The sequence below is a fragment of the Candidatus Ruminimicrobiellum ovillum genome, from assembly GCF_002392975.1.
GTDB lineage: Bacteria > Elusimicrobiota > Endomicrobiia > Endomicrobiales > Endomicrobiaceae > Ruminimicrobiellum > Ruminimicrobiellum ovillum.
The window spans coordinates 22,351-41,914 of record NZ_DGIC01000008.1; the positions used below are offsets into that span (position 1 = coordinate 22,351).

General features: G+C 32.7%; 14 protein-coding genes, 2 tRNA genes and 1 riboswitch. Of the genes, 11 read left to right on the plus strand and 5 right to left on the minus strand.

The genetic code is table 11. The features are described from left to right. Positions 1 to 267 precede the first annotated feature (267 nt). Together B2Y85_RS02630 and B2Y85_RS02635 are read right to left on the minus strand one after the other, a co-directional pair. Positions 268 to 1,473 carry an argininosuccinate synthase gene (locus B2Y85_RS02630; protein ID WP_372518924.1) on the minus strand — a complete coding sequence of 402 codons (1,206 nt, stop codon included), beginning with the start codon at positions 1,471 to 1,473 and terminating at the stop codon, positions 268 to 270. Continuing rightward, positions 1,452 to 2,654, minus strand: a complete 1,203-nt coding sequence (locus B2Y85_RS02635) for an aspartate aminotransferase family protein (RefSeq protein WP_372518925.1) — start codon at positions 2,652 to 2,654, stop codon at positions 1,452 to 1,454. Before B2Y85_RS02635 ends, B2Y85_RS02630 begins: the two co-directional genes overlap by 22 nt. A gap of 114 nt (positions 2,655 to 2,768) precedes the next feature. On the opposite strand from B2Y85_RS02635, the gene B2Y85_RS02640 reads away from it, so the two are divergent. The 4 genes from B2Y85_RS02640 (at position 2,769) to aroQ (ending at position 10,758) form a co-directional block, all read left to right on the plus strand. Then, the gene (locus tag B2Y85_RS02640) at positions 2,769 to 4,952 is read left to right on the plus strand and encodes an ATP-dependent helicase (protein WP_372518926.1); all 2,184 of its coding nucleotides are present in this window, start codon (positions 2,769 to 2,771) and stop codon (positions 4,950 to 4,952) included. A 74-nt stretch (positions 4,953 to 5,026) separates the two neighbouring features. After that, complete coding sequence (locus tag B2Y85_RS02645) at positions 5,027 to 9,244, plus strand: hypothetical protein (protein WP_372518927.1); 4,218 nt, start codon at positions 5,027 to 5,029, stop codon at positions 9,242 to 9,244. A gap of 6 nt (positions 9,245 to 9,250) precedes the next feature. Next, positions 9,251 to 10,336 carry a 3-dehydroquinate synthase gene (aroB, locus tag B2Y85_RS02650; protein WP_372518928.1) on the plus strand — a complete coding sequence of 362 codons (1,086 nt, stop codon included), beginning with the start codon at positions 9,251 to 9,253 and terminating at the stop codon, positions 10,334 to 10,336. Then, a complete protein-coding gene (gene aroQ, locus B2Y85_RS02655; protein WP_372518929.1) occupies positions 10,333 to 10,758 on the plus strand; it encodes a type II 3-dehydroquinate dehydratase in 426 nt (141 codons plus the stop codon). The genes aroB and aroQ overlap by 4 nt, the downstream gene beginning before the upstream one ends. A 66-nt stretch (positions 10,759 to 10,824) precedes the next feature. Here the strand turns inward: aroQ and B2Y85_RS02660 are convergent, their stop codons facing one another. Continuing rightward, the gene (locus tag B2Y85_RS02660) at positions 10,825 to 11,028 is read right to left on the minus strand and encodes a cold-shock protein (protein ID WP_372518930.1); all 204 of its coding nucleotides are present in this window, start codon (positions 11,026 to 11,028) and stop codon (positions 10,825 to 10,827) included. Positions 11,029 to 11,154: 126 nt separating this feature from the next. Beyond that, positions 11,155 to 11,227: transfer RNA gene (locus B2Y85_RS02665), tRNA-Lys, on the minus strand. A 103-nt stretch (positions 11,228 to 11,330) separates the two neighbouring features. On the opposite strand from B2Y85_RS02665, the gene B2Y85_RS02670 reads away from it, so the two are divergent. From B2Y85_RS02670 to B2Y85_RS02700, 7 genes are all read left to right on the plus strand, one after another. Next, positions 11,331 to 11,404 (plus strand) — tRNA-Ile (locus B2Y85_RS02670). 301 nt (positions 11,405 to 11,705) lie between these two features. After that, entirely contained in the window at positions 11,706 to 12,218 is a 513-nt protein-coding gene (locus tag B2Y85_RS02675) for a cob(I)yrinic acid a,c-diamide adenosyltransferase (protein WP_372518931.1), read from the plus strand. Positions 12,219 to 12,257: 39 nt separating this feature from the next. After that, on the plus strand, positions 12,258 to 13,088 hold the full coding sequence (locus B2Y85_RS02680) for an ABC transporter substrate-binding protein (protein WP_372518932.1): 831 nt from the start codon (positions 12,258 to 12,260) through the stop codon (positions 13,086 to 13,088). A gap of 8 nt (positions 13,089 to 13,096) precedes the next feature. After that, complete coding sequence (locus B2Y85_RS02685) at positions 13,097 to 14,596, plus strand: RCC1 domain-containing protein (protein WP_372518933.1); 1,500 nt, start codon at positions 13,097 to 13,099, stop codon at positions 14,594 to 14,596. Next, entirely contained in the window at positions 14,593 to 15,585 is a 993-nt protein-coding gene (locus tag B2Y85_RS02690) for a FecCD family ABC transporter permease (RefSeq protein ID WP_372518934.1), read from the plus strand. Before B2Y85_RS02685 ends, B2Y85_RS02690 begins: the two co-directional genes overlap by 4 nt. Beyond that, on the plus strand, positions 15,582 to 16,355 hold the full coding sequence (locus B2Y85_RS02695) for an ABC transporter ATP-binding protein (protein WP_372518935.1): 774 nt from the start codon (positions 15,582 to 15,584) through the stop codon (positions 16,353 to 16,355). Before B2Y85_RS02690 ends, B2Y85_RS02695 begins: the two co-directional genes overlap by 4 nt. 360 nt (positions 16,356 to 16,715) lie before the next feature. Further along, a riboswitch (cobalamin riboswitch) is annotated at positions 16,716 to 16,885 on the plus strand. 145 nt (positions 16,886 to 17,030) lie between these two features. After that, complete coding sequence (locus B2Y85_RS02700; protein ID WP_372518936.1) at positions 17,031 to 18,872, plus strand: TonB-dependent receptor plug domain-containing protein; 1,842 nt, start codon at positions 17,031 to 17,033, stop codon at positions 18,870 to 18,872. A 99-nt stretch (positions 18,873 to 18,971) separates the two neighbouring features. Here B2Y85_RS02700 and B2Y85_RS02705 read toward each other — a convergent pair whose 3' ends face one another. Beyond that, positions 18,972 to 19,544, minus strand: a complete 573-nt coding sequence (locus B2Y85_RS02705; protein ID WP_372518937.1) for a prepilin-type N-terminal cleavage/methylation domain-containing protein — start codon at positions 19,542 to 19,544, stop codon at positions 18,972 to 18,974. Between the last annotated feature and the right edge of the window lie 20 nt (positions 19,545 to 19,564).

Sequence of the window (19,564 nt, forward strand, 5' to 3'; positions counted from 1 at the left end):
CCAAAAACATTTAATATTAAGTTTTAAACTACTATTTAATTATACCATAAAAAAAGAGCAGAAGAAAAAAATCTTCTGCTCTTTTCAATTCCTTTTTTATAATTTAGCTTAGTATATAAATTTAAGAGATAAGAGAAAAATTTAAAATTTGTTAGCGAAACGAAATATTTTTAAAGTGCGGTGTACATAAGCGAAGCGGTACATAAGCTTTAAAAATATGAAGTTGTAACTAAAAGTTTAAATTTTTATCGTCAAAGAACTTAGCCTTTATTTATTCTTCCTCATCAAAGCCTGAACTTTCGTCGGTAATCCAAACAAATTGATAAATCCTTCTGCATCTTTTTGGTTATAAATTTCGTCTTTATCAAATGTTGCAAGCTCTTCCCAATATAAAGGATTTTTTGCTTTTCTTGAAACAACCTGCATATTTCCTTTATAAAGTTTTACTGTTACCGAACCTGTAACATATTTCTGAGTTACATCTATAAAAGCATCAAGAGCTTCTCTTAAAGGATTGAACCATAATCCGTTATATGCAAGTTCTGCATATTTGTGTGCTATCAATTCTTTATAGTGTGCCGTATCTCTGTCTATTGTCATAGATTCAAGTTCGTTGTGTGCAAAGTATAAGAGTGTTGCAGCAGGAGCTTCATAAACTCCTCTTGATTTCATACCTACAAGTCTGTTTTCAATTATATCTATTCTGCCGATACCGTTTGCACCTGCAACATCGTTAAGTTTTTGAACCAAAGATACAGGATCAAATGTTTTTCCGTTAATTGCTACAGGAACACCTTTAACGAAATCTATTTTTACATAAGTTGCTTTGTTAGGAGCATCTTTTGCGGATACTGTCATTTGGAACATATCTTCATCCCATTCATTTTCGGTATCTTCCAATACTCCGCCTTCATAAGAAATGTGCCAAAGGTTTGCATCTGAAGAATAAGGCTTTGCTTTTGTTACAGGAACCGGAATTCCTCTTTTTTTAGCATAATCTATTGCATCGTTTCTTGATTTAATGTCCCAAATTCTCCAAGGAGCAATTATTTTTGCTTCAGGCATTAAAGCTTTAAAGCCGAGTTCAAATCTTACCTGGTCGTTACCTTTACCTGTCGCACCGTGACAAATTGCATCTGCTTTTTCTTTCTTTGCTATTTCAACAATTTTCTTTGCAATTACAGGTCTTGCGAGTGATGTTCCCAACAAGTATCTGTTTTCATAAAGAGCATTAGCTTTTATTGCAGGGAAAATGTAGTCTGTTACAAACTCTTTTTTAGCATCTATAACATAACATTTTGAAGCACCTGTTCTTTTAGCTTTTTCTTTAAGTCCGATAACTTCTTTGTCTTGACCTACATTTACACAACATGCGATAACTTCTGCATTATATGTTTCCTTTATCCAAGATAAAATGATGGATGTGTCAAGTCCGCCCGAATAGGCTACAACTACTTTTTTAATGTCTGCCATTTTAGTGCATCCTCCAATATTTTAATTGCTTTATCTATATCTTTTTTAGTTATTACAAAAGGCGGTAAAAATCTTAAAACATTACCTTGAGTACAGTTTATAAGAAGACCTTTTTCAATGCAAAATTCTACTATATCTTTACCGGCAAAATCAAGCTCCACACCTACCAAAAGACCTAAACTTCTAACTTCTTTAATGCAGGAAAACTTTTTCTTTAATTCGTTCAACTTTTTAACGAAATATTTTGATTTGTCGGTAACATCTTTCAAAAGTTTCGGAGTAATTAATTTTAATGTTGCAACAGCTGCAGCACAAGATACGGGGTTACCGCCGAAAGTTGAACCGTGATCACCGTAATTAAATACCTCGGCAACTTTTTTATCTGCAACAACAGCACCTAACGGAAGACCGTTAGCTATTGCTTTTGCTAATGTAAAGATGTCCGGCTTTATTCCGTAATGTTGCCAAGCAAAAGTTTTACCTGTTCTTGCCAAACCGCACTGAATTTCATCGCATATCAAAAGAAGATTTTTATCGTCACAAAGTTTTCTTAAATCTTTAACGAACTTTTTATCGGCAATATTTATTCCGCCTTCACCTTGTACCAACTCAATCATTACTGCTACAGTATTTTTGTTTATTAACTTTTTTACTGAATCTATATTGTTAAATTCGGCAAACACAAATTTTTGTTGTAACGGTTTAAAAGAAACATGAAACTTTTCCTGACCTGTTGCAGCAAGAGTTGCAAGTGTTCTTCCGTGAAAAGAGTTTTTAAATGCAATTATTTCGTATCTTTTGGTTCCGTCTTTTAAAGGATGATCGCTGCCCCACTTTCTTGCAATTTTTATTGCACCTTCGTTGGCTTCCGCACCGGTATTTGCAAGGAATACCCTGCCGTTTTTAAAAGATTTATCAAGCAAAGCTTTTGCAACTTCAACTTGCGGTTTGGAATAATAAACGTTGGAACAGTGTACAAACAAATCCAACTGCTTTTTTATTGCGGAAATTACTGCAGGGTTACCGTGTCCGAAACTGCAAACACTTATACCGGAAAAAAAGTCCAAATATTTTTTACCGTTTTCGTCCCAAACATATTGCCCTTTAGATTTTTTAACGGAAACATTATATCTTTTGTATGTCTTCATTAAATATTTATTTTCTTGTTGTTGAGTGTTCATTACATGCTCCTTTGCATATATGATAAATAAAATAACTTTAATATTTTACATATATTTTATTTATAAAACAATTATTTGAGTATTATTTTTTATATATGGTATAATACACAAATTATGACCATATCATTAGACAATTTAAATAATTCACAAAAAGAGGCCGTCTTACATACAGACGGTCCGTTAATAATTTTTGCAGGTGCCGGAACAGGCAAAACAAGAGTTATTACATATAGAATTGCATATTTGTTGGAACAGGGTGTAAAACCTTACAACATCTTGGCAGTTACATTTACAAATAAAGCCGCAAACGAAATGAGAAAAAGGGTTAACGAGTTAACCGACAACATGGCTTTTGATGTCAGAGTTTCCACATTCCATTCGTTCTGTTTGTACCTTTTATCCTGCGAAGCAAAAAATTTCGGTATAGATCCGAACTTTCTTATATACGATATGGGCGAGCAGGTGAATGTTGTAAAAGAATGTATAAAAGAATTAAATCTTGACGATAAAAAGTTTAAACCTACATGGGTGGCAAACAGAATAAGCAGAGCAAAAGACGATTTGGACAGCCCGCAGGATATGAACGATGATTGCCAGGCAAAAGGTGACTTTTACGGTAAAACGGTATCGGCAATATACGAACTTTATCAAAAGAAATTAAAAACTTATAACGCTTTTGATTTCGGTGATTTGATAATGCAAACAGTTTTAAATTTACAGGCAAATCCAGACATTCTTTCAAAATATCAAGACAAATTTCAATACATATTGGTGGACGAGTATCAGGATACCAACCATGCACAATATGTTTTAACGAAGATGTTAGCGGAAAAATATAAGAATATATGTGTAGTAGGTGACGATGATCAAAGTATTTATTCTTGGCGAGGAGCGGATATAACAAATATTCTTGATTTTGAAAAAGATTATCCCGGTTGTACCACGGTAAAACTTGAAGAAAATTATCGTTCTACGCCAAAGATACTTCAAAGAGCATGGAATGTGGTTAAAAATAATACCGGCAGAGTACCTAAACAACTTTGGACAAGTAACGAAGATAAAGGTAACATAAATGTTTTCCAAAATATGAACGAAAATGATGAAGCTGCCAGAGTTGTGGATATGATACTTATAAACAGGGAAAGCGGTTATAAGCTTTCCGACTTTGCGGTTTTTTACAGAACAAATGCACAGTCCAGAGCATTGGAAGATGCTTTAAGAAGACAAGGAATACCTTATAATATTGTCGGAACATTAAAGTTTTACGAAAGAGCCGAAATTAAAGATATTATGGCATACTTAAAACTTATACATAATCCAAACGATAATGTAAGTTTTAGAAGAGTAGTAAATGTCCCGAGAAGAGGGGTGGGAAAATCTTCTATGGATAAATTGGAAGCTTTTGCCACATCCAAAGGTATTTCGTTATATGAAGCATTAAAGTTTGCAGGAACAGACATTATCCCGAGAAGTTCGCTTGCCGCAATGAACTCGTTCAGACAAATAATAGAAAAAAATGTTCTTACGAAATATGATAAAACCGTAAAAGAAATAGTGGAAACGGTAATAGAAGATTCCGGTTATATAAGAGAACTTGAACTTACCGATAGTCCGGAAAACAAAAGCAGAATAGAAAATATACAAGAATTTGTTTCCGCAGTTGAAGATTTTGAAAGAAGATCACCGGACAGATCACTTGCCGGGTACTTATCGCAAGTAGCCCTTGTTACCGATATAGATTCTTGGCAGGATAGTGAAGATAAAGTTACACTTATGACACTCCATTTGGCAAAAGGATTGGAGTTTAAAAATGTGTTCATAGTAGGTTTGGAAGAAGGTCTTTTTCCTATAGGTGAATCCGCTTATGATGAACAGGAATTGGAAGAAGAAAGAAGGTTAATGTATGTCGGTATGACAAGAGCCAAAGAAAATTTGTATATGACTTGGGCAACCGAAAGAACGGTGTTCGGTAAAACAAAATGGAATATGCCGTCAAGATTTTTGTTGGAAGCCGGTTTTACGGAGCAGCTTTCCAACAGAGCAGCAAGAAATGTTGTAACAAATACTATTCCGTTTGAATCTAAATATAAAGAAGAGATAACTTACGAACCTTTGGAAAGAGCAGATGATAGTCCGTACCAAATAGGGACACTTGTTTCTCATCAGGCTTTCGGTAACGGAAAGATAATAGAAAAGAGCGGTTCGGGAGACAATTTAAAGTTGGTAGTACTGTTTTCAAACGGGCAATGGAAAAAGTTGTTGGCAAAGTTTGCTAATTTAACAATAATAAAAAATTGAAAAAATAATTGAAAAATAAAATAAAAAAGGTTAAAATATTAGGAAATGTGTTATAAACTAAATTAGGAGAAAACATGAAAAAACTTTTTGCAACTTGCATATTCGTTTTTGCCGGATTACTTATGTGCATGTATTCCTATGCGGAAACCGTGTCTATAAGCGGTGCAGTTACTCAGTTTTCGTCCTCTTCGGGGTTAGCACTTAACGATATTACTATAGATGTTACCGGTACAAAAAACTTAAAAGTAAAAACGGGCAGAACGGGAAACTATATAATTGCCGGTCTTGAAAAAGGCGGTACTTATACATTAAAAATTTCAAAACCCGGATACGTATTCACACCTGACACAAAAGTTTTCAAAAATTTGGATGAAAGTAAAATCAATCAGGATTTTGTTGCTTCAAGTGCAAAATATTCCATAAGAGGAAAAGTCATTGTCGGCGGAAAACCTGCAAAGGGCGTTATTGTTATGATTAGCAACAGACCGATTAAATATTATACCGATGAAGAGGGTGAATATGTTATAGATAACTTGGATTATAACGGGCCATATGAAGTAAGAGTTGTGTCCGATAAATATATTTTTAGTCCATACAAAACGGATTATTTGGAAAAAAATGTTGTACATGACTTCAAAAAAGATATTACTCTTGCCGGAAGGGTTACATCTTCGGGAGAAGGTCTTGCAGGTATAGACATAGATATAAACGGTGTAAGATATAAAACCGATGAAGACGGATACTATAAAGTAGAGTCCGCTGTTACAAACGGAGACTATGTTATAAAAGTAGCTGATAATAAATATGATTCATCACCGAAATCAATACCTGTAACAAGAGTAACAAGTGATAAAGATAATCTCGATTTTGAAATAGTAGGTCAGTTTGTAGGAAAAGTTACATATAACGGGAAACCGCTTAAGAATGTTGTAGTTAAAGTAAGTGATATTGACGAAGAATTTAAATCGGATGCACAAGGTATGTTTAAAATTCCTAATTTGGGATTAAACAAACAGTATATAATTTCTGTATCAAGTAAAGGATACTCTTTTGATCCTAAAGAAAAAATAATAAATTCCTTAATGAAAGAACCCAATTATCAAGCATTTAAAGCCGAAAATGAAAAATTTAATATAACAGTTAAGGCCGTTCGCGGAAGCGTTCCTTTAGAGAAAGTAGATATAAAGTTGGATAATGCCGTATATAAAACAGATAAGAGCGGATTATGTACGATAAAGGGAGTGGAAGGCGGCAGTAAATACATAATAACTGCAAGTAAAAACGGAATAGAATTTGCCAAACCAAAACAAATTATAGACAGATTACAACAGGATGAAACTGTTTCTTTTGAAGGAGCATTAAATGTTTCCGGTAAAGTTTTGAATGGTGTAAGACCATTAAAAGATGCTGTTGTATTATGCAATGACAAATCGGCAAAGACCGACATAAACGGTAGATATACATTGAAAAATTTAGCACCGCATGAAGATTATGTTATAAGAGTTTCAAGTGACAGTTTTATATTTACGAAACAGGAAATAGAAATTTCGAATTTATCGGACGATTTGGAAAATATCAATTTTGCGGTTTTGTCGGATGAAGAAGAACCTGAAACGGAAAAAGAAAAAATTTCCGTTGAAGTTGTTAAAGACGAAAAAGCGGAAAAAGAAAGAATAAAAGCAGAAAAAGAAGAAGCGGCAAGACTTGCAAAAGAAGAAAAAATAAGAGCAGCCGAAGAAGCAAAAGCCGAAGCCGAAAGAATTAAGGCGGAGAAAGCTGAGGCTGAAAGAATAGCAAAAGAAGAAAAGATAAGAGCAAAAGAAGAGGCTGAAGAACAGGCTCGTATGGAAGCCGAGATGAGAAAACTTGAAGCGGAAGAGAAAATGAGGGCCGCATTGGAAGAAAAACAAAGAGCCGAAGAGGAAAAACAGGCAAGAATAGAAGCGGAAAAAGCGGAAAAAGAAAGAATTAAAGCAGAAAAAGAAGAAGCAATAAGATTGGCTAAAGAAGAAAAGATAAGAGCAAAAGAAGAAGCCGAAGAGCAGGCTCGTATGGAAGCCGAGATGAGAAAACTTGAAGCGGAAGAGAAAATGAGGGTCGCATTGGAAGAAAAACAAAGAGCCGAAGAAGAAAAACAGGCTAAAATAGAAGAAGCAAAAGCAGAGAAAGAAAGAATAAAGGCAGAAAAAGAAGAAGCGGCAAGACTTGCAAAAGAAGAAAAAATAAGAGCAGCCGAAGAAGCAAAAGCGGAAAAAGAAAGAATCAAAGCGGAAAAAGAAGAAGCAATAAGATTGGCTAAAGAAGAAAAGATAAGAGCAAAAGAAGAAGCCGAAGAGCAGGCTCGCTTGAATGCCGAAATGAAGAAAATGGAAGCTGAAGAAAAACAGAGAGAGGCATTTGATAAAAAAGTCAGAGCAGCTGAAGAAAAAAGATTAAAAATAGAAGAAGCAAAAGCGGAAAAAGAAAGAATCAAAGCGGAAAAAGAAGAAGCTGCAAGGCTTGCAAAAGAAGAAAAAATAAGAGCAGCCGAAGAAGCAAAAGCGGAAAAAGAAAGAATTAAAGCCGAAAAAGCTGAGGCGGCAAGGTTAGCCAAAGAAGAAAAAGAAAGAGCAATAGAAGAAGCCAGAATAGAAAAAGAAAGAATTAAAGCCGAAAAAGCTGAGGCAATAAGATTAGAAAAAGAAGAAAAAGAAAGAGCAAAACAGGAAGCTGAAGAACAGGCTCGTTTAAATGCCGAAATAAGAAAACTTGAAGCAGAAGAGAAGATGAGAGCTGCTTTGGAAGAAAAGAGATTGGCAGAAGAAGAAAAAATAAGAGCAGCCGAAGAAGCAAAAGCGGAAAAAGAAAGAATTAAAGCGGAAAAAGAAGAAGCGGCAAGACTCGCAAAAGAAGAAAAGATAAGAGCAAAACAGGAAGCTGAAGAACAGGCTCGTTTGGATGCTGAGATTAAAAGATTAGAGGAAGAAGAAAAGCAGAGACTTATACTGGAAGAGAAACAAAGAGCCGAAGAGGAAAAACAGGCAAGAATAGAAGCGGAAAAAGCCGAGAAAGAAAGAATCAAAGCCGAAAAAGAAGAAGCTGAAAGATTAGCAAGAGAAGAAAAAATAAGAGCAGCCGAAGAAGCAAAAGCCGAAGCCGAAAGAATAAAAGCGGAAAAGGAAGAGGCTGAAAGAATAGCAAAAGAAGAAAAGATAAGAGCAAAACAGGAAGCCGAAGAGCAGGCTCGTTTAGAAGCTGAATTGAAAAAATTAGAGGAAGAAGAAAAGCAGAGACTTATATTGGAAGAGAAACAAAGAGCCGAAGAGGAAAAACAGGCAAGAATAGAAGCGGAAAAAGCCGAGAAAGAAAGAATCAAAGCGGAAAAAGAAGAAGCTGAAAGATTAGCCAAAGAAGAAAAATTAAGGATAGAAGAAGAAGCAAGATTAGAAAAAGAAAGAATAAAAGCAGAAAAAGAAGAAGCGGAAAGATTGGCATTGGAAGAAAAACAAAAAGCCGAAGAAGAAGCAAGACTTGAAGCCGAAAGAATCAAAGCGGAAAAAGAAGAAGCAGAAAGATTGGCATTAGAAGAAAAACAGAAAGCCGAGGAAGAGGCAAAAGCTGAGGCAGAAAGAATCAAAGCGGAAAAAGAAGAAGCGGAAAGATTGGCATTAGAAGAAAAGCAGAAAGCCGAGGAAGAGGCAAAAGCTGAGGCGGAAAGAATAAAAGCAGAAAAAGAAGAAGCAGCAAGAATAGCAAAGGAAGAAAAATTAAGACTTGAAGAAGAAGCAAAAGCGGAAAAAGAAAGAATAAAAGCAGAAAAAGAAGAAGCGGCAAGACTTGCAAAAGAAGAAAAAATAAGAGCAGCCGAAGAAGCAAAAATAAAGAAAGTAGAAAAAGAAGAGATTTCAAAAGATATAAAGAAGGAAACATTCTACATAGAAGGTAGAGTTTTAAAATCTAAGTTTGGTGTGAAAGGTGTTCAAGTTCGTTTATTGTTGGCAAGTGAAGAGAAAATTTATTTAACGGATAAGAACGGCTATTATAAAATTGCCGGTTTGGAAAAAGGCGGGAATTATTTGATAACTGTTCTTTCAGGTAAAGAGATATTAAATATATCTCCTAAATCAAGGACATATAAGAATTTGTCAGGTAACATGAAGAATCAAAATTTTTATGTTGTAGAAAAGATAGTTATTGACAGAAATAAGAAAAGTGTTAAGAAACCGAAATCTTCTGATCAAGAACAAGATTGGAATACGAGATACGGATTAGAAAACAGTAACGGAATAATAAAAAAAGATATAGAGTGGTAACCTTCGATGAAAGTTATAAATGTGAAGTTGAAACAAAATCCATATCCGATAATATTTTCAGATAATAATAAGAATTTATTAGCAAGTTTAAAAAAATATCTTCCTGACAGGAAGATATTTTTTATTAGTGATACAAATGTTTCAAAATTGTATTTAAAAGAGTTTATTTCATTACTTAAAAAAGAGAATTTTATATTAGAAAGTTTTACTTTTAAAGCCGGGGAACAATCAAAAAACATAAATACTTTGGTTGATATATATAATTATGCTTTGAAAGTAGGTGTTGACAGAAAGTTTACTGTAGTTGCTTTGGGTGGCGGTGTAGCAGGAGATATTTCCGGACTGTTTGCATCTACATATATGAGAGGCTTAGACCTTGTACAAATTCCTACATCGTTGCTTGCTATGGTTGATTCTTCTATCGGAGGAAAAACCGGCATAGATTTGGAAATGGGTAAAAATGTTGTAGGTACATTTTATCAACCGAAATTTGTTTATATAAATTCAAATTTCATAGAAACATTAAGTCCCGAACATATAAAAAACGGTATGGCGGAAGTAATTAAATATGCAATTACTTTCAGCTCTAAATTTTTTGATGAATTAAATGTAATATTAAACAAATCTGTTATAAATAAAAAAGATTTCGACAAAATTATTTATGAGTGTTGTAAGTTTAAAGCAAAAGTTGTAGAAGAAGATGAAAAAGAAAGAAAAGGTGTGAGAGAGTTGTTGAATTTCGGACACACTTTCGGACATGCATTGGAAACCGTAACAAAATATAAAAAATATTTGCACGGTGAAGCTGTTGCAATCGGAATGTTATTTGTTGCCGAACTTTCTAACAGAGTTAAATTTTGTGACAACGTAACAAAACAAAAAATAAAGGATATGATTATCAGTTCCGGATTTAGCGATAAAGTTAATTTAAAAGTTAATCCTATTGATTTATTAAACATAATGAAAAAAGATAAAAAATCAGTTTCTCGAAAAGTAAGATTTGTTTTACCCGAAAAAATCGGTAAAGCCAAAACAGGTATAGAAATTGATAATAAAATAATTTTAAATACAATAAAGGATTTTATAAAATGAAAAAAATATTGATAATTAACGGGCCCAATTTAAATTTGTTAGGTACAAGAGAACCTGAAATTTACGGTAAAACAACTTTGAAAGATATCGAAAACGAAATAAAAAACAGAGCAGAACAATTAAAGGTTGAAGTTGAATTTTTTCAATCAAATCACGAAGGTGAAATAGTTGATAAAATTTGCGGAGCGAAAGGAAATTTTGATGCTGTTATAATAAATCCCGCGGCATATACTCATACATCGGTTGCAATAAGAGATGCTTTTGCCGCTGTTGATATACCCGCAATAGAAGTTCATATTTCAAATGTTTATTCCAGAGAAGAATTCAGACATAACTCTTTAATTGCACCTGTTGTTATAGGACAAATAGCAGGTCTTGGAATTCAGGGATATCTTTTAGCTTTGGAATATTTCAGTAAATAAATTTAATCAAATAAAAAAAACACTCTGCCTTTCGACAGAGTGTTTTTTATTATGCTAGCAAAAAAATTATATTTTTCTTATGTTAGCTGCTTTAGGACCTTTTTCTGATTCAACAACATCAAATTCAACTTTGTCGCCTTCAGCAAGAGATTTAAAACCTTCTGCTTGAACAGCTGAATAATGTGCGAATACATCGCCTGAACCATCATCGTTGGAAATGAATCCATAACCTTTTTGGTCATTAAACCATTTTACTTTACCTTGTGCCATTTACGTCTACTCCTTATTTATAGTCCGATCAGGACTTTTTTAATACGAACCGTTTATCGGCTCGTTAATATATTTAAGTATTTATTGACTGATTTGTCAATAGTTTTCTTGATAAAATAAAAAAAATGCGTCATATAGGAATCGAACCTATAACCTAACGGTTAAGAGCCGTTTGCTCTACCAATTGAGCTAATGACGCATTTGTATTCATAGCCAATATTTATATCATATTATTGAGTATTTTTTCAAGTATTGACTAAAAAAAAAGTTTTAAGTATAATACTTGTGTTGTTTTTTTTGAAGGGCCTGTAGCTCAGTTGGTTAGAGCACTCGACTCATAATCGAATGGTCGTAGGTTCAAGTCCTACCAGGCCCAAATAAAGTTGAAGATCTTTATTACTTATTAGTTTAAACCGTTTCTTTTCTATGAGAAAGGAGATTGTTTTTGTAGTTTTGAGTAACCGATTTCTTATTAGAAACCGGTTTTTTTTATTTTATAGCAAAATAATAAAAATCGCTTAGCGATTTTACATATTTAGATTTGTAAGTTTGAGTTGAAACGAAGTGTTTTCAAAATGAAGTGTACTAAAAATATAGCGAAGTGAATGGGTACATGATTTTTGAAAACACAAAGTTGTAAGCCAAAATTACAAATCGTTATAAGTGGTATAGAAAATATGATAATAGTAATAACAGGAAACGGAAAAGGAAAAACCACATCTTCAATAGGTCAAATAGTCAGAGCTTTGGGACATAATCAAAAAGTTTGTTTGGTTCAACTTTTTAAAGGTGAAGATTTTTACGGAGAACAAAAAATTTTGACCAAACTCGAAGGGTTGGATTTCTTTTCTTTTGCCACAAAACATCCGTTTTGCTTTAGAGATATAACAAAAGAACAAACAGTAGAAGAATGTAAACAGGCAATAGATAAATTAAAAGAAATTATAAAGAATAATAAATATAATTTGATAGTATTGGAAGAATTTAATATTGCAATAAGAGATAATTTTATAGAAGAAGATTTATTGATAGATATTATAAAACAATTGAACGAAAAATCTAATATTGTTGTCACCGGAAGAGGCGCAAGTCAAAAACTTATAGATGTTGCCGATTTGGTAAGTGAAGTAAAAGAAATAAAACATCCTTACAATAAGGGTGTTCCGGCACAGGAAGGAATAGAATTTTAATACAATTAGTAATTAGTAATTAGAAATTAGCAATTAGAAATGAAAAGCATTTTTAAAATTTTATTATTGTTAATATTTTTGTTATCATCAAACGTTTTTGCAAAGTACAACAGAATAATTTCGTTGGCACCGTCTGCTACCGAAAGCTTATACGAGTTGGATATTGATAAAGAATTGGTTGCAAACACGGTTTATTGTTCCGACGGTAATTTTAAAAAAGAAAAAATCGGAACAGTAACGGAACCCAATATTGAAAAAATTATATCATTGAATCCCGATTTGATTATAGCTACGAAAGAGGGAAATTATAAAACCGTTATTGATAAGTTGATAAGATTAAAATTAACAGTATATGTTATGGAACCGTATTCAAGCTTTGAAGATATTTGTATCAATTTTCAACAGCTTGCCGACTACTTGGATAAATCGGATACGGCAAAAGAAATAATAAATAATGTGAAAAATGAAATTTCTAAATTAGACGATGATGCAAAAAATATTAACAAAGAAAAAATTTTTTGGGAAGTAGGTGCAAATCCCATATTTACCGTAGGTAAACAAAGTTTTGTTAATGAATATAACAAATTTGTAAACGGAATAAATGTGTTTGAAGATATAGATATGAGATATCCTAACATAAGCGTGGAATCTGTTATAGAAAAAAATCCGGATATTATAATGCTTGTAAATATGGGAGATGTAAGCGAACAGGAAATTGCCAAATGGAACAAATATAAAAACATAACGGCGGTAAAAAATAATAAAATTTATTTGTTGGAAGCAAACGATATTTTTACACCTACTCCAAAAAGATTTTTGAACGGAATAAAAGTTTTGAAAAACAAATTGAACAATACTGCAGGAGATTAAAAGTATATATGAACAGATTTATAAAGTTTATTTTTGTAAACATAGTTATAGTATTTATTATAGGTTTGTGTGTTATCCAAAATATAGAAGCTGTGGATTTGATATCTATGTCTGCGGGTGATAATTATATCGTAGCGGTAAATCAAAATAATACAATGTATGTCGTCGGAGAAAATGGCTTTGGAGCATGTAATGTTAGAAAGTGGAACTCTATTGCCGATGTCGCTGCGGGATATATGCATACGGTCGGATTGAAGAAAAACGGAACGGTTGTCGCTTGCGGAGATAATAATGACGGGCAATGTGATGTTCAAGATTGGAAAGATATTGCCGCAATTTCCGTAGGATACAATTTTACAATAGGATTAAAATCCGATGGAACCGTTGTTGCAGCAGGGAATACTTTTTTTGGACAATGTGATGTTCAGGATTGGAAAGATATTGTTGCAATTTCCGCAGGATACGATTTTACAATAGGTTTGAAGAGTGACGGAAGTGTTGTTGCAACAGGAAATAATGATAAGGGACAATGTAATGTTCAAGATTGGAAAGATATTGCCGCAATTTCCGCAGGATACGATTTTACAATCGGTTTAAAGAAAGATGGAACGGTTGTCGCTGTGGGAAATAACGATAAAGGGCAGTGTAATGTTTCGGATTGGAACAGAATTATAGCAATATCGGCAGGAAAAAGAGATCATACTGTTGGTTTAAGAAGTGATAGAACGGTCGTTGCGACAGGAAATAACGATAAAGGTCAATGTGAAGTTGGCAGTTTGGATAATATCGTTAAAATATCAGCAGGCGGTTCACATACATTCGGTATAAACGGGGAAAAGGACATTAAAAGTGTAGGATATAATGAAAAAGGTGAGAGAGCATCTGACTCAATACTTGCTTTTATCAGCAAAGAAATAAAACAAAAAGAAAAACTTAAGGAAATCTCTGATAGTTTAGATAATTTGCTAAACAGTAAAAACAATGAAACTGAGGATGTTACTTCTGATAAAGAGAAGAATAAATTTGAGTTAATAATAAAAAAAATAAGGGACTTAGAAAAAAATAAAAAAAGTTATTTTATCGCTCTTATTGCTTTTGTTTTTTTTGTGCTTATAGTATATGTCTTTGTCGCAGGTAACAATGGTAATAAAAATAAAAAAGCTAAAAATAGAGGTTTTACCATAAGTATAGATATATTGGCTGAAAACAGTAGAATAGAAGCAATAAGAAAAGCGGACGAAAAAAATAAAATTGCCGATAGGAATATAGATATATTGGCCGAAAACAGTAAGAAAGAAGCTATAAAAAAAGCAAGTGAAAAAAAAATAGATGTGAAGACAGATATGTTGGCAGAAACGACCAGGGAAGAAGCTATAAGGAGAGCAAAAGAAGAAGCATTTGCAAGAAAAGAAAGAGAAGAAAGGAATATGAAGATAAGGTCTAAAAAAGAACAAGAACATATTCGTGAAAAATATAAGGAAATAAATAATTTGATAATAAAAAAATGAACAAAATTCTCAAGTTCGTTTTATTACTTATAATATTGGTTATAACATTTATAATTGCGATGATATCCGGTATAAGTGATATATCCGTTATGGAAATGTTAAAATCTTTATTTTCAACCGGTGAGGGTAATACTTACACGATAATAAATCAAATAAGATTGCCCAGAGTTATTATTGCTATAGTTGCAGGTGCAGGTCTTGCCTGCAGCGGTTGTGTTTTTCAAGGTGTACTTAGAAATCCGTTAGCAGATCCTTTCACATTAGGAATTTCGGGCGGTGCGGCATTTGGTGCTTCAATCGGTTTTGCTTTCGGAATAACAAAACTTTCTTGGATATTTTTACCGTTGTTGGGATTTTTAGGTGCATTGTTATCGGTAGGTTTAGTTTATATACTTAACATGAAAAAAGAGTTTGATTCCAATACCATGATACTTTCCGGTGTGGTTGCAAGTTATATTTTCTCTTCTGCGGTAATGTTGGTATTTTCAATATCGTCTTCGGATCAATTGTATTCCGCTTTTATGTGGCTTATGGGAAATCTTGCTTTTTTTGATGAACGAATTTTGCCTATGGTAATAATTTTAGTTATGGCAGGTGTTGTAATTTTATGTTGCTTGGGTAATGTTATAAATATAATAAGTTTAGGTAATGAAAAATCTAATTCGTTAGGCATAAATACGGCGAGAACGGTAAAATATATTTTCTTGTTAAGCTCGTTAATAACGGCATGCATTGTAAGTTGTTGCGGAGTTATAGGTTTTGTAGGACTTATGATACCGCACATTACAAGAAAATTTGTGGGAAATAATAACAAAGTATTGATGCCGTTTTCCGCTGTCGTAGGAGCAATATTTTTGTTGATATGTGATACGGTAAGCAGAACTGTAATTGCTCCCGTGGAAATTCCGATAGGTGTAATAACAAGCATAATCGGCGGTTTATTTTTTGTTTTCTTACTTTTAAGAAAAGCAGGTAAGATATCTATATGATAAAAATAGAAAAAGTTTCATTATCTTACGATAAAAGAACGGTTCTTGAAGATATAACTTTAAACTTAAAAGAGAAATCTTTTATCGGAATTATCGGTAAAAATGGAACCGGTAAAAGTACATTGCTAAAATCAATAGCAGGGCTTTTAAAACCCGTAAAAGGAAATATTTTCATTGATGATAAAAATGTTTATGATATGAAAAAAAATATTTTGGCAAGGAAAATTTCTTTTATGCCGCAAACGATGCAGTTTGACTTTTCTTTTAATGTTAAAGATTTTATTATGTTCGGGAGATATCCTTACACAAACATGTTCAAGATGGCAAGTGCAGAAGATTTTAAAACAGTTGAAGATGTAATGAAACTTACCGAAACATCGGAATTAGAAGAAAGGAATATAAACGAACTTTCCGGCGGGGAAAGACAAAAAGTTTTGTTGGCGCAGACATTGGTTCAACAAACCGATATTGTTGCACTCGATGAACCGACATCTCATCTTGATATCGGCAGTCAGGCAACAATATTTAAGTTGTTAAAAATGTTAAACGAAAAATATAATAAAACAATTATTACTACCGTTCACGATTTGAATTTGGCAGGAGAATTTTGTTCGGATATAGTTTTTCTTGATGATAAAAAGGTTATCAATTTCGGATCTGCCGAAAAAGTTTTAAATTATAAAGATATAGAAAAAGTTTATGATGTAAAAGTTGTTGTTCATACTAATCCGATATCGAAAAAACCTGTAGTTATACCGGTATACAATTAAAATAACGACAGGTTATTAGGTTATAGGGTTATAAGTTTAGAAAAGCAACAACGACAAAAATAATTTGAAAAATTTAGTTATAAATTGTAAATTATAAATTGTCGTTTTTAGTTCTTTTAAAATTTCTCATTTACAAGCAAAAAAGCCATTCGTTTGAAAAATTTAAAGCCGTGCTCCAACTTAAAAAATCCTAACAACCTAACGAAACGGATTTTTTTCAAACATGTTCGCACTAAAAAGCTTTTTTTATTTATAGCTTTTTGCTCTAAATTTTTCTGCGCTCATAGACGGCTTTAATCATGCTTGTAAACGAAAAATTTAAAGATTTTTTAGCTAATTATACATTGTACATTATAAATTATAAATTGCAGTTATAACGGTGTACGGGAAAGCCGTGAGAATCGGCTACAGTCCGGCTACTGTATTGAGTGCGGTAATTAAATATTTTCACTGATTATCAAAAAATCGGGAAGGAAATATTTGCAGTAAAAACTCTAAGTCAGGAGACCGACCGTTAATCAAAATAAACCCCGAGGAGGTTATTATGAAACAATCGTTTATTATTGACGGATAAAAAATCGCCATACGATTTTTGAGGTATGGATGTATGGAAAGACGGATGTATAGAAAATTTTTGCTATACAAAAATAAGTTTTTTTATGGAGAAAAAATAAAATGAGAAAATTTATAAGTTTATTGGCAGTATTGAGTTTGGCAGTATCTGCATTTACTCAAACAGTAATTGCAGCAGATTATGATGAAGATGAAAACGAAGGAGAAGTCTTTTTGTCTTTAACAAAAACGGCAGAACCGTTAAGCGATTTAACAACAAACTTAACCATTATTACGGAAGAAGAAATTAAAGAAAAAAGTGCAAAAACTTTGGGAGAAATAGTTGAAGATGAAGTAGGTGTTTCTTATAAAGCTTATGGCCCGTTGGGGCAGGCACAATCAATTTCCATGAGAGGTTCCGCAGCAGGTCAGGTATTGGTTTTAGTTGATGGAAGACCTGTAAACGATATAGGAACAGGTGGTGGAGCAGACTTTACGGCAATTCCTGCAAGTATGATAGAAAGAGTTGAAATTATAAGAGGTTCGGGTGCCGCTCTTTACGGAACAGGAGCTTTCGGTGGTGTTATCAATGTTATAACAAAAAAAGCTACACCTTTAACACCGAATGTTAATCCGTATTTTTCTTATGGAACATTTAACACAATAAATGCAGGTATAACAGGGGCTTATGCAAATGATGTTATATCTATATTGATTGCGCCTTCTATGTTGTCTTCAGATGGTTACAGGAAAAATTCATTTTATGATTCAAAAAATATTTTCGGTAAAATCGGTGTAAATTTAACAGAAAATTCCGAAATAATATTATCAGGACAGGCATATAATGCCGATTTAGGAAATCCTGGTTCTTTGACTTATGCATCAGAAACTGCAAAACAATTTGAAGATAATAATTATTTAAAATTGGATTACAATACAAAAATAGAAGATTTTAAGGTTCAAGTTTCAGGATACAATGCGAATTATACAAGAAAAGCTGGTGATATGTATGATGCTTGGGGAGCTTATTTTAGTGAATATAATACTGTAAATACCGGAGTTAAAGGAAACGTTACATACAAAGAAATGTTAACATTAGGTTTGGAATGGGATAAAACAGAATTCAAACAAAAAGATTTAATATATGATACTGAAAAAATAAATAGAAGTAGAGAAAATGCTGCAGCGTATTTACAGGCAATATTAAAATTTGGTGATTTAACTTTAATTCCAGTTGTAAGAGGAGATAAAAATACCGACTATGAAGATGTATTTACACCTGCACTTTCTGCTGTTTATAAATTAACTGATGAAATAAAAGTTTCAGGTAATGTAAGCAAAGTTTGGAATGCTCCGACATTCGGTCAAATTTATGGTGATGATACTTGGTATGCTCCGGCACCTAATTTAAAACCTGAAAAAGGTATATCAAGTGATTTTGGTATTGAATATAATAATGGAACCATAGGTATTGGAGTAACTGGATTTTATATTACCAGTGAGGATTTAATACAAAATATATATGATCTTGAAACTTATAAATATATAGCACAGAATGTGGACGAAGCAAGACAGTATGGTTATGAAGTTGAAGCAAACTATAATATGACAAAAGATATTAAACATAAATTGAATTACACATATTTAAGAGCAGAAGATACAAAAACTCATACCGACTTAATTTATAAACCTATGCATAATTTAAATTATGTAATAACCGTTAAACCTATAAAAGATTTAAAAATATCTGCTGATGTTTCTTATGTTACCACAACATTGTGTGAAACAGGAGACTATTTAAAAGATTATTGTATAGTTAATGCAAGAGCAGATTATCAAATAATGAAATACGTTTCATTATGGGTTAAGGGAAACAACTTAACAAATGATGATAAATATCAATTAAGTTATGGTTATCCGATGCCGGGAATTACGGGAACTGCAGGTATCGATGTAAGATTTTAATTTAATAAAAATAAAAACTTTTATAAAAAAGCAGGAAGAAAAATTTTCTTCCTGCTTTGTTTATTTATTAAAACGTGTGTGTGCAAATATACAAAATAATTACTTCAATATTATGGATTCGTAATCTTTGCTAGGTAAAATTTTCTTCATCAAGTAAACAAGTACTTTTTTCTTTAAGTAGTTATCATAATAATTGGCTTGATTCCAGCCCACCCCTTGATAATGTATCTCGTGGTCTCTTCTGCCAAGTCTTAAAACAATATCATAATAAGTGTGGTGAGGAAAAGATCTGCGATTTCCTGTTCGTGTAAAAGCTATATAAGGATCGTATTGTAAATTACCATTTAAACACCAAGTTCCATAAATAAAGTTTTTTGTCCGTAAATAATATCTCGCTCCTTGCTGAGGATCTCCAAAATAAAGGGCATCGGAATATTCCAAATTTCCTTCAACATCTAAATTTAACTCTTCTATACCGGCAGCAAAGTGGTGATGTTCTACATAGTACGCTTGTTGTGCAAATGATATTGCGGTTATCATTGGAGCTACTTCAGAAACTATGCTCTTTTCTACGGAATAATCGTAAGACCCCTTTCCGACAATAGCTAATATTGAAACAATTATAATTATTATCAGCATCTCAAGCATAGTAAAACCTTTTTTGTTGTTCATAACAACTCCTTATAGTCTTT

Coding starts and splice junctions, on each gene's coding strand:
- B2Y85_RS02630 (WP_372518924.1), bottom strand. CDS start 1,473: ATGGCAGACATTAAAAAAGTAGTTGTAGCCTATTCGGGCGGACTTGAC.
- B2Y85_RS02635 (WP_372518925.1), bottom strand. CDS start 2,654: ATGAACACTCAACAACAAGAAAATAAATATTTAATGAAGACATACAAA.
- B2Y85_RS02640 (WP_372518926.1), top strand. CDS start 2,769: ATGACCATATCATTAGACAATTTAAATAATTCACAAAAAGAGGCCGTC.
- B2Y85_RS02645 (WP_372518927.1), top strand. CDS start 5,027: ATGAAAAAACTTTTTGCAACTTGCATATTCGTTTTTGCCGGATTACTT.
- aroB (WP_372518928.1), top strand. CDS start 9,251: ATGAAAGTTATAAATGTGAAGTTGAAACAAAATCCATATCCGATAATA.
- aroQ (WP_372518929.1), top strand. CDS start 10,333: ATGAAAAAAATATTGATAATTAACGGGCCCAATTTAAATTTGTTAGGT.
- B2Y85_RS02660 (WP_372518930.1), bottom strand. CDS start 11,028: ATGGCACAAGGTAAAGTAAAATGGTTTAATGACCAAAAAGGTTATGGA.
- B2Y85_RS02675 (WP_372518931.1), top strand. CDS start 11,706: ATGATAATAGTAATAACAGGAAACGGAAAAGGAAAAACCACATCTTCA.
- B2Y85_RS02680 (WP_372518932.1), top strand. CDS start 12,258: ATGAAAAGCATTTTTAAAATTTTATTATTGTTAATATTTTTGTTATCA.
- B2Y85_RS02685 (WP_372518933.1), top strand. CDS start 13,097: ATGAACAGATTTATAAAGTTTATTTTTGTAAACATAGTTATAGTATTT.
- B2Y85_RS02690 (WP_372518934.1), top strand. CDS start 14,593: ATGAACAAAATTCTCAAGTTCGTTTTATTACTTATAATATTGGTTATA.
- B2Y85_RS02695 (WP_372518935.1), top strand. CDS start 15,582: ATGATAAAAATAGAAAAAGTTTCATTATCTTACGATAAAAGAACGGTT.
- B2Y85_RS02700 (WP_372518936.1), top strand. CDS start 17,031: ATGAGAAAATTTATAAGTTTATTGGCAGTATTGAGTTTGGCAGTATCT.
- B2Y85_RS02705 (WP_372518937.1), bottom strand. CDS start 19,544: ATGAACAACAAAAAAGGTTTTACTATGCTTGAGATGCTGATAATAATT.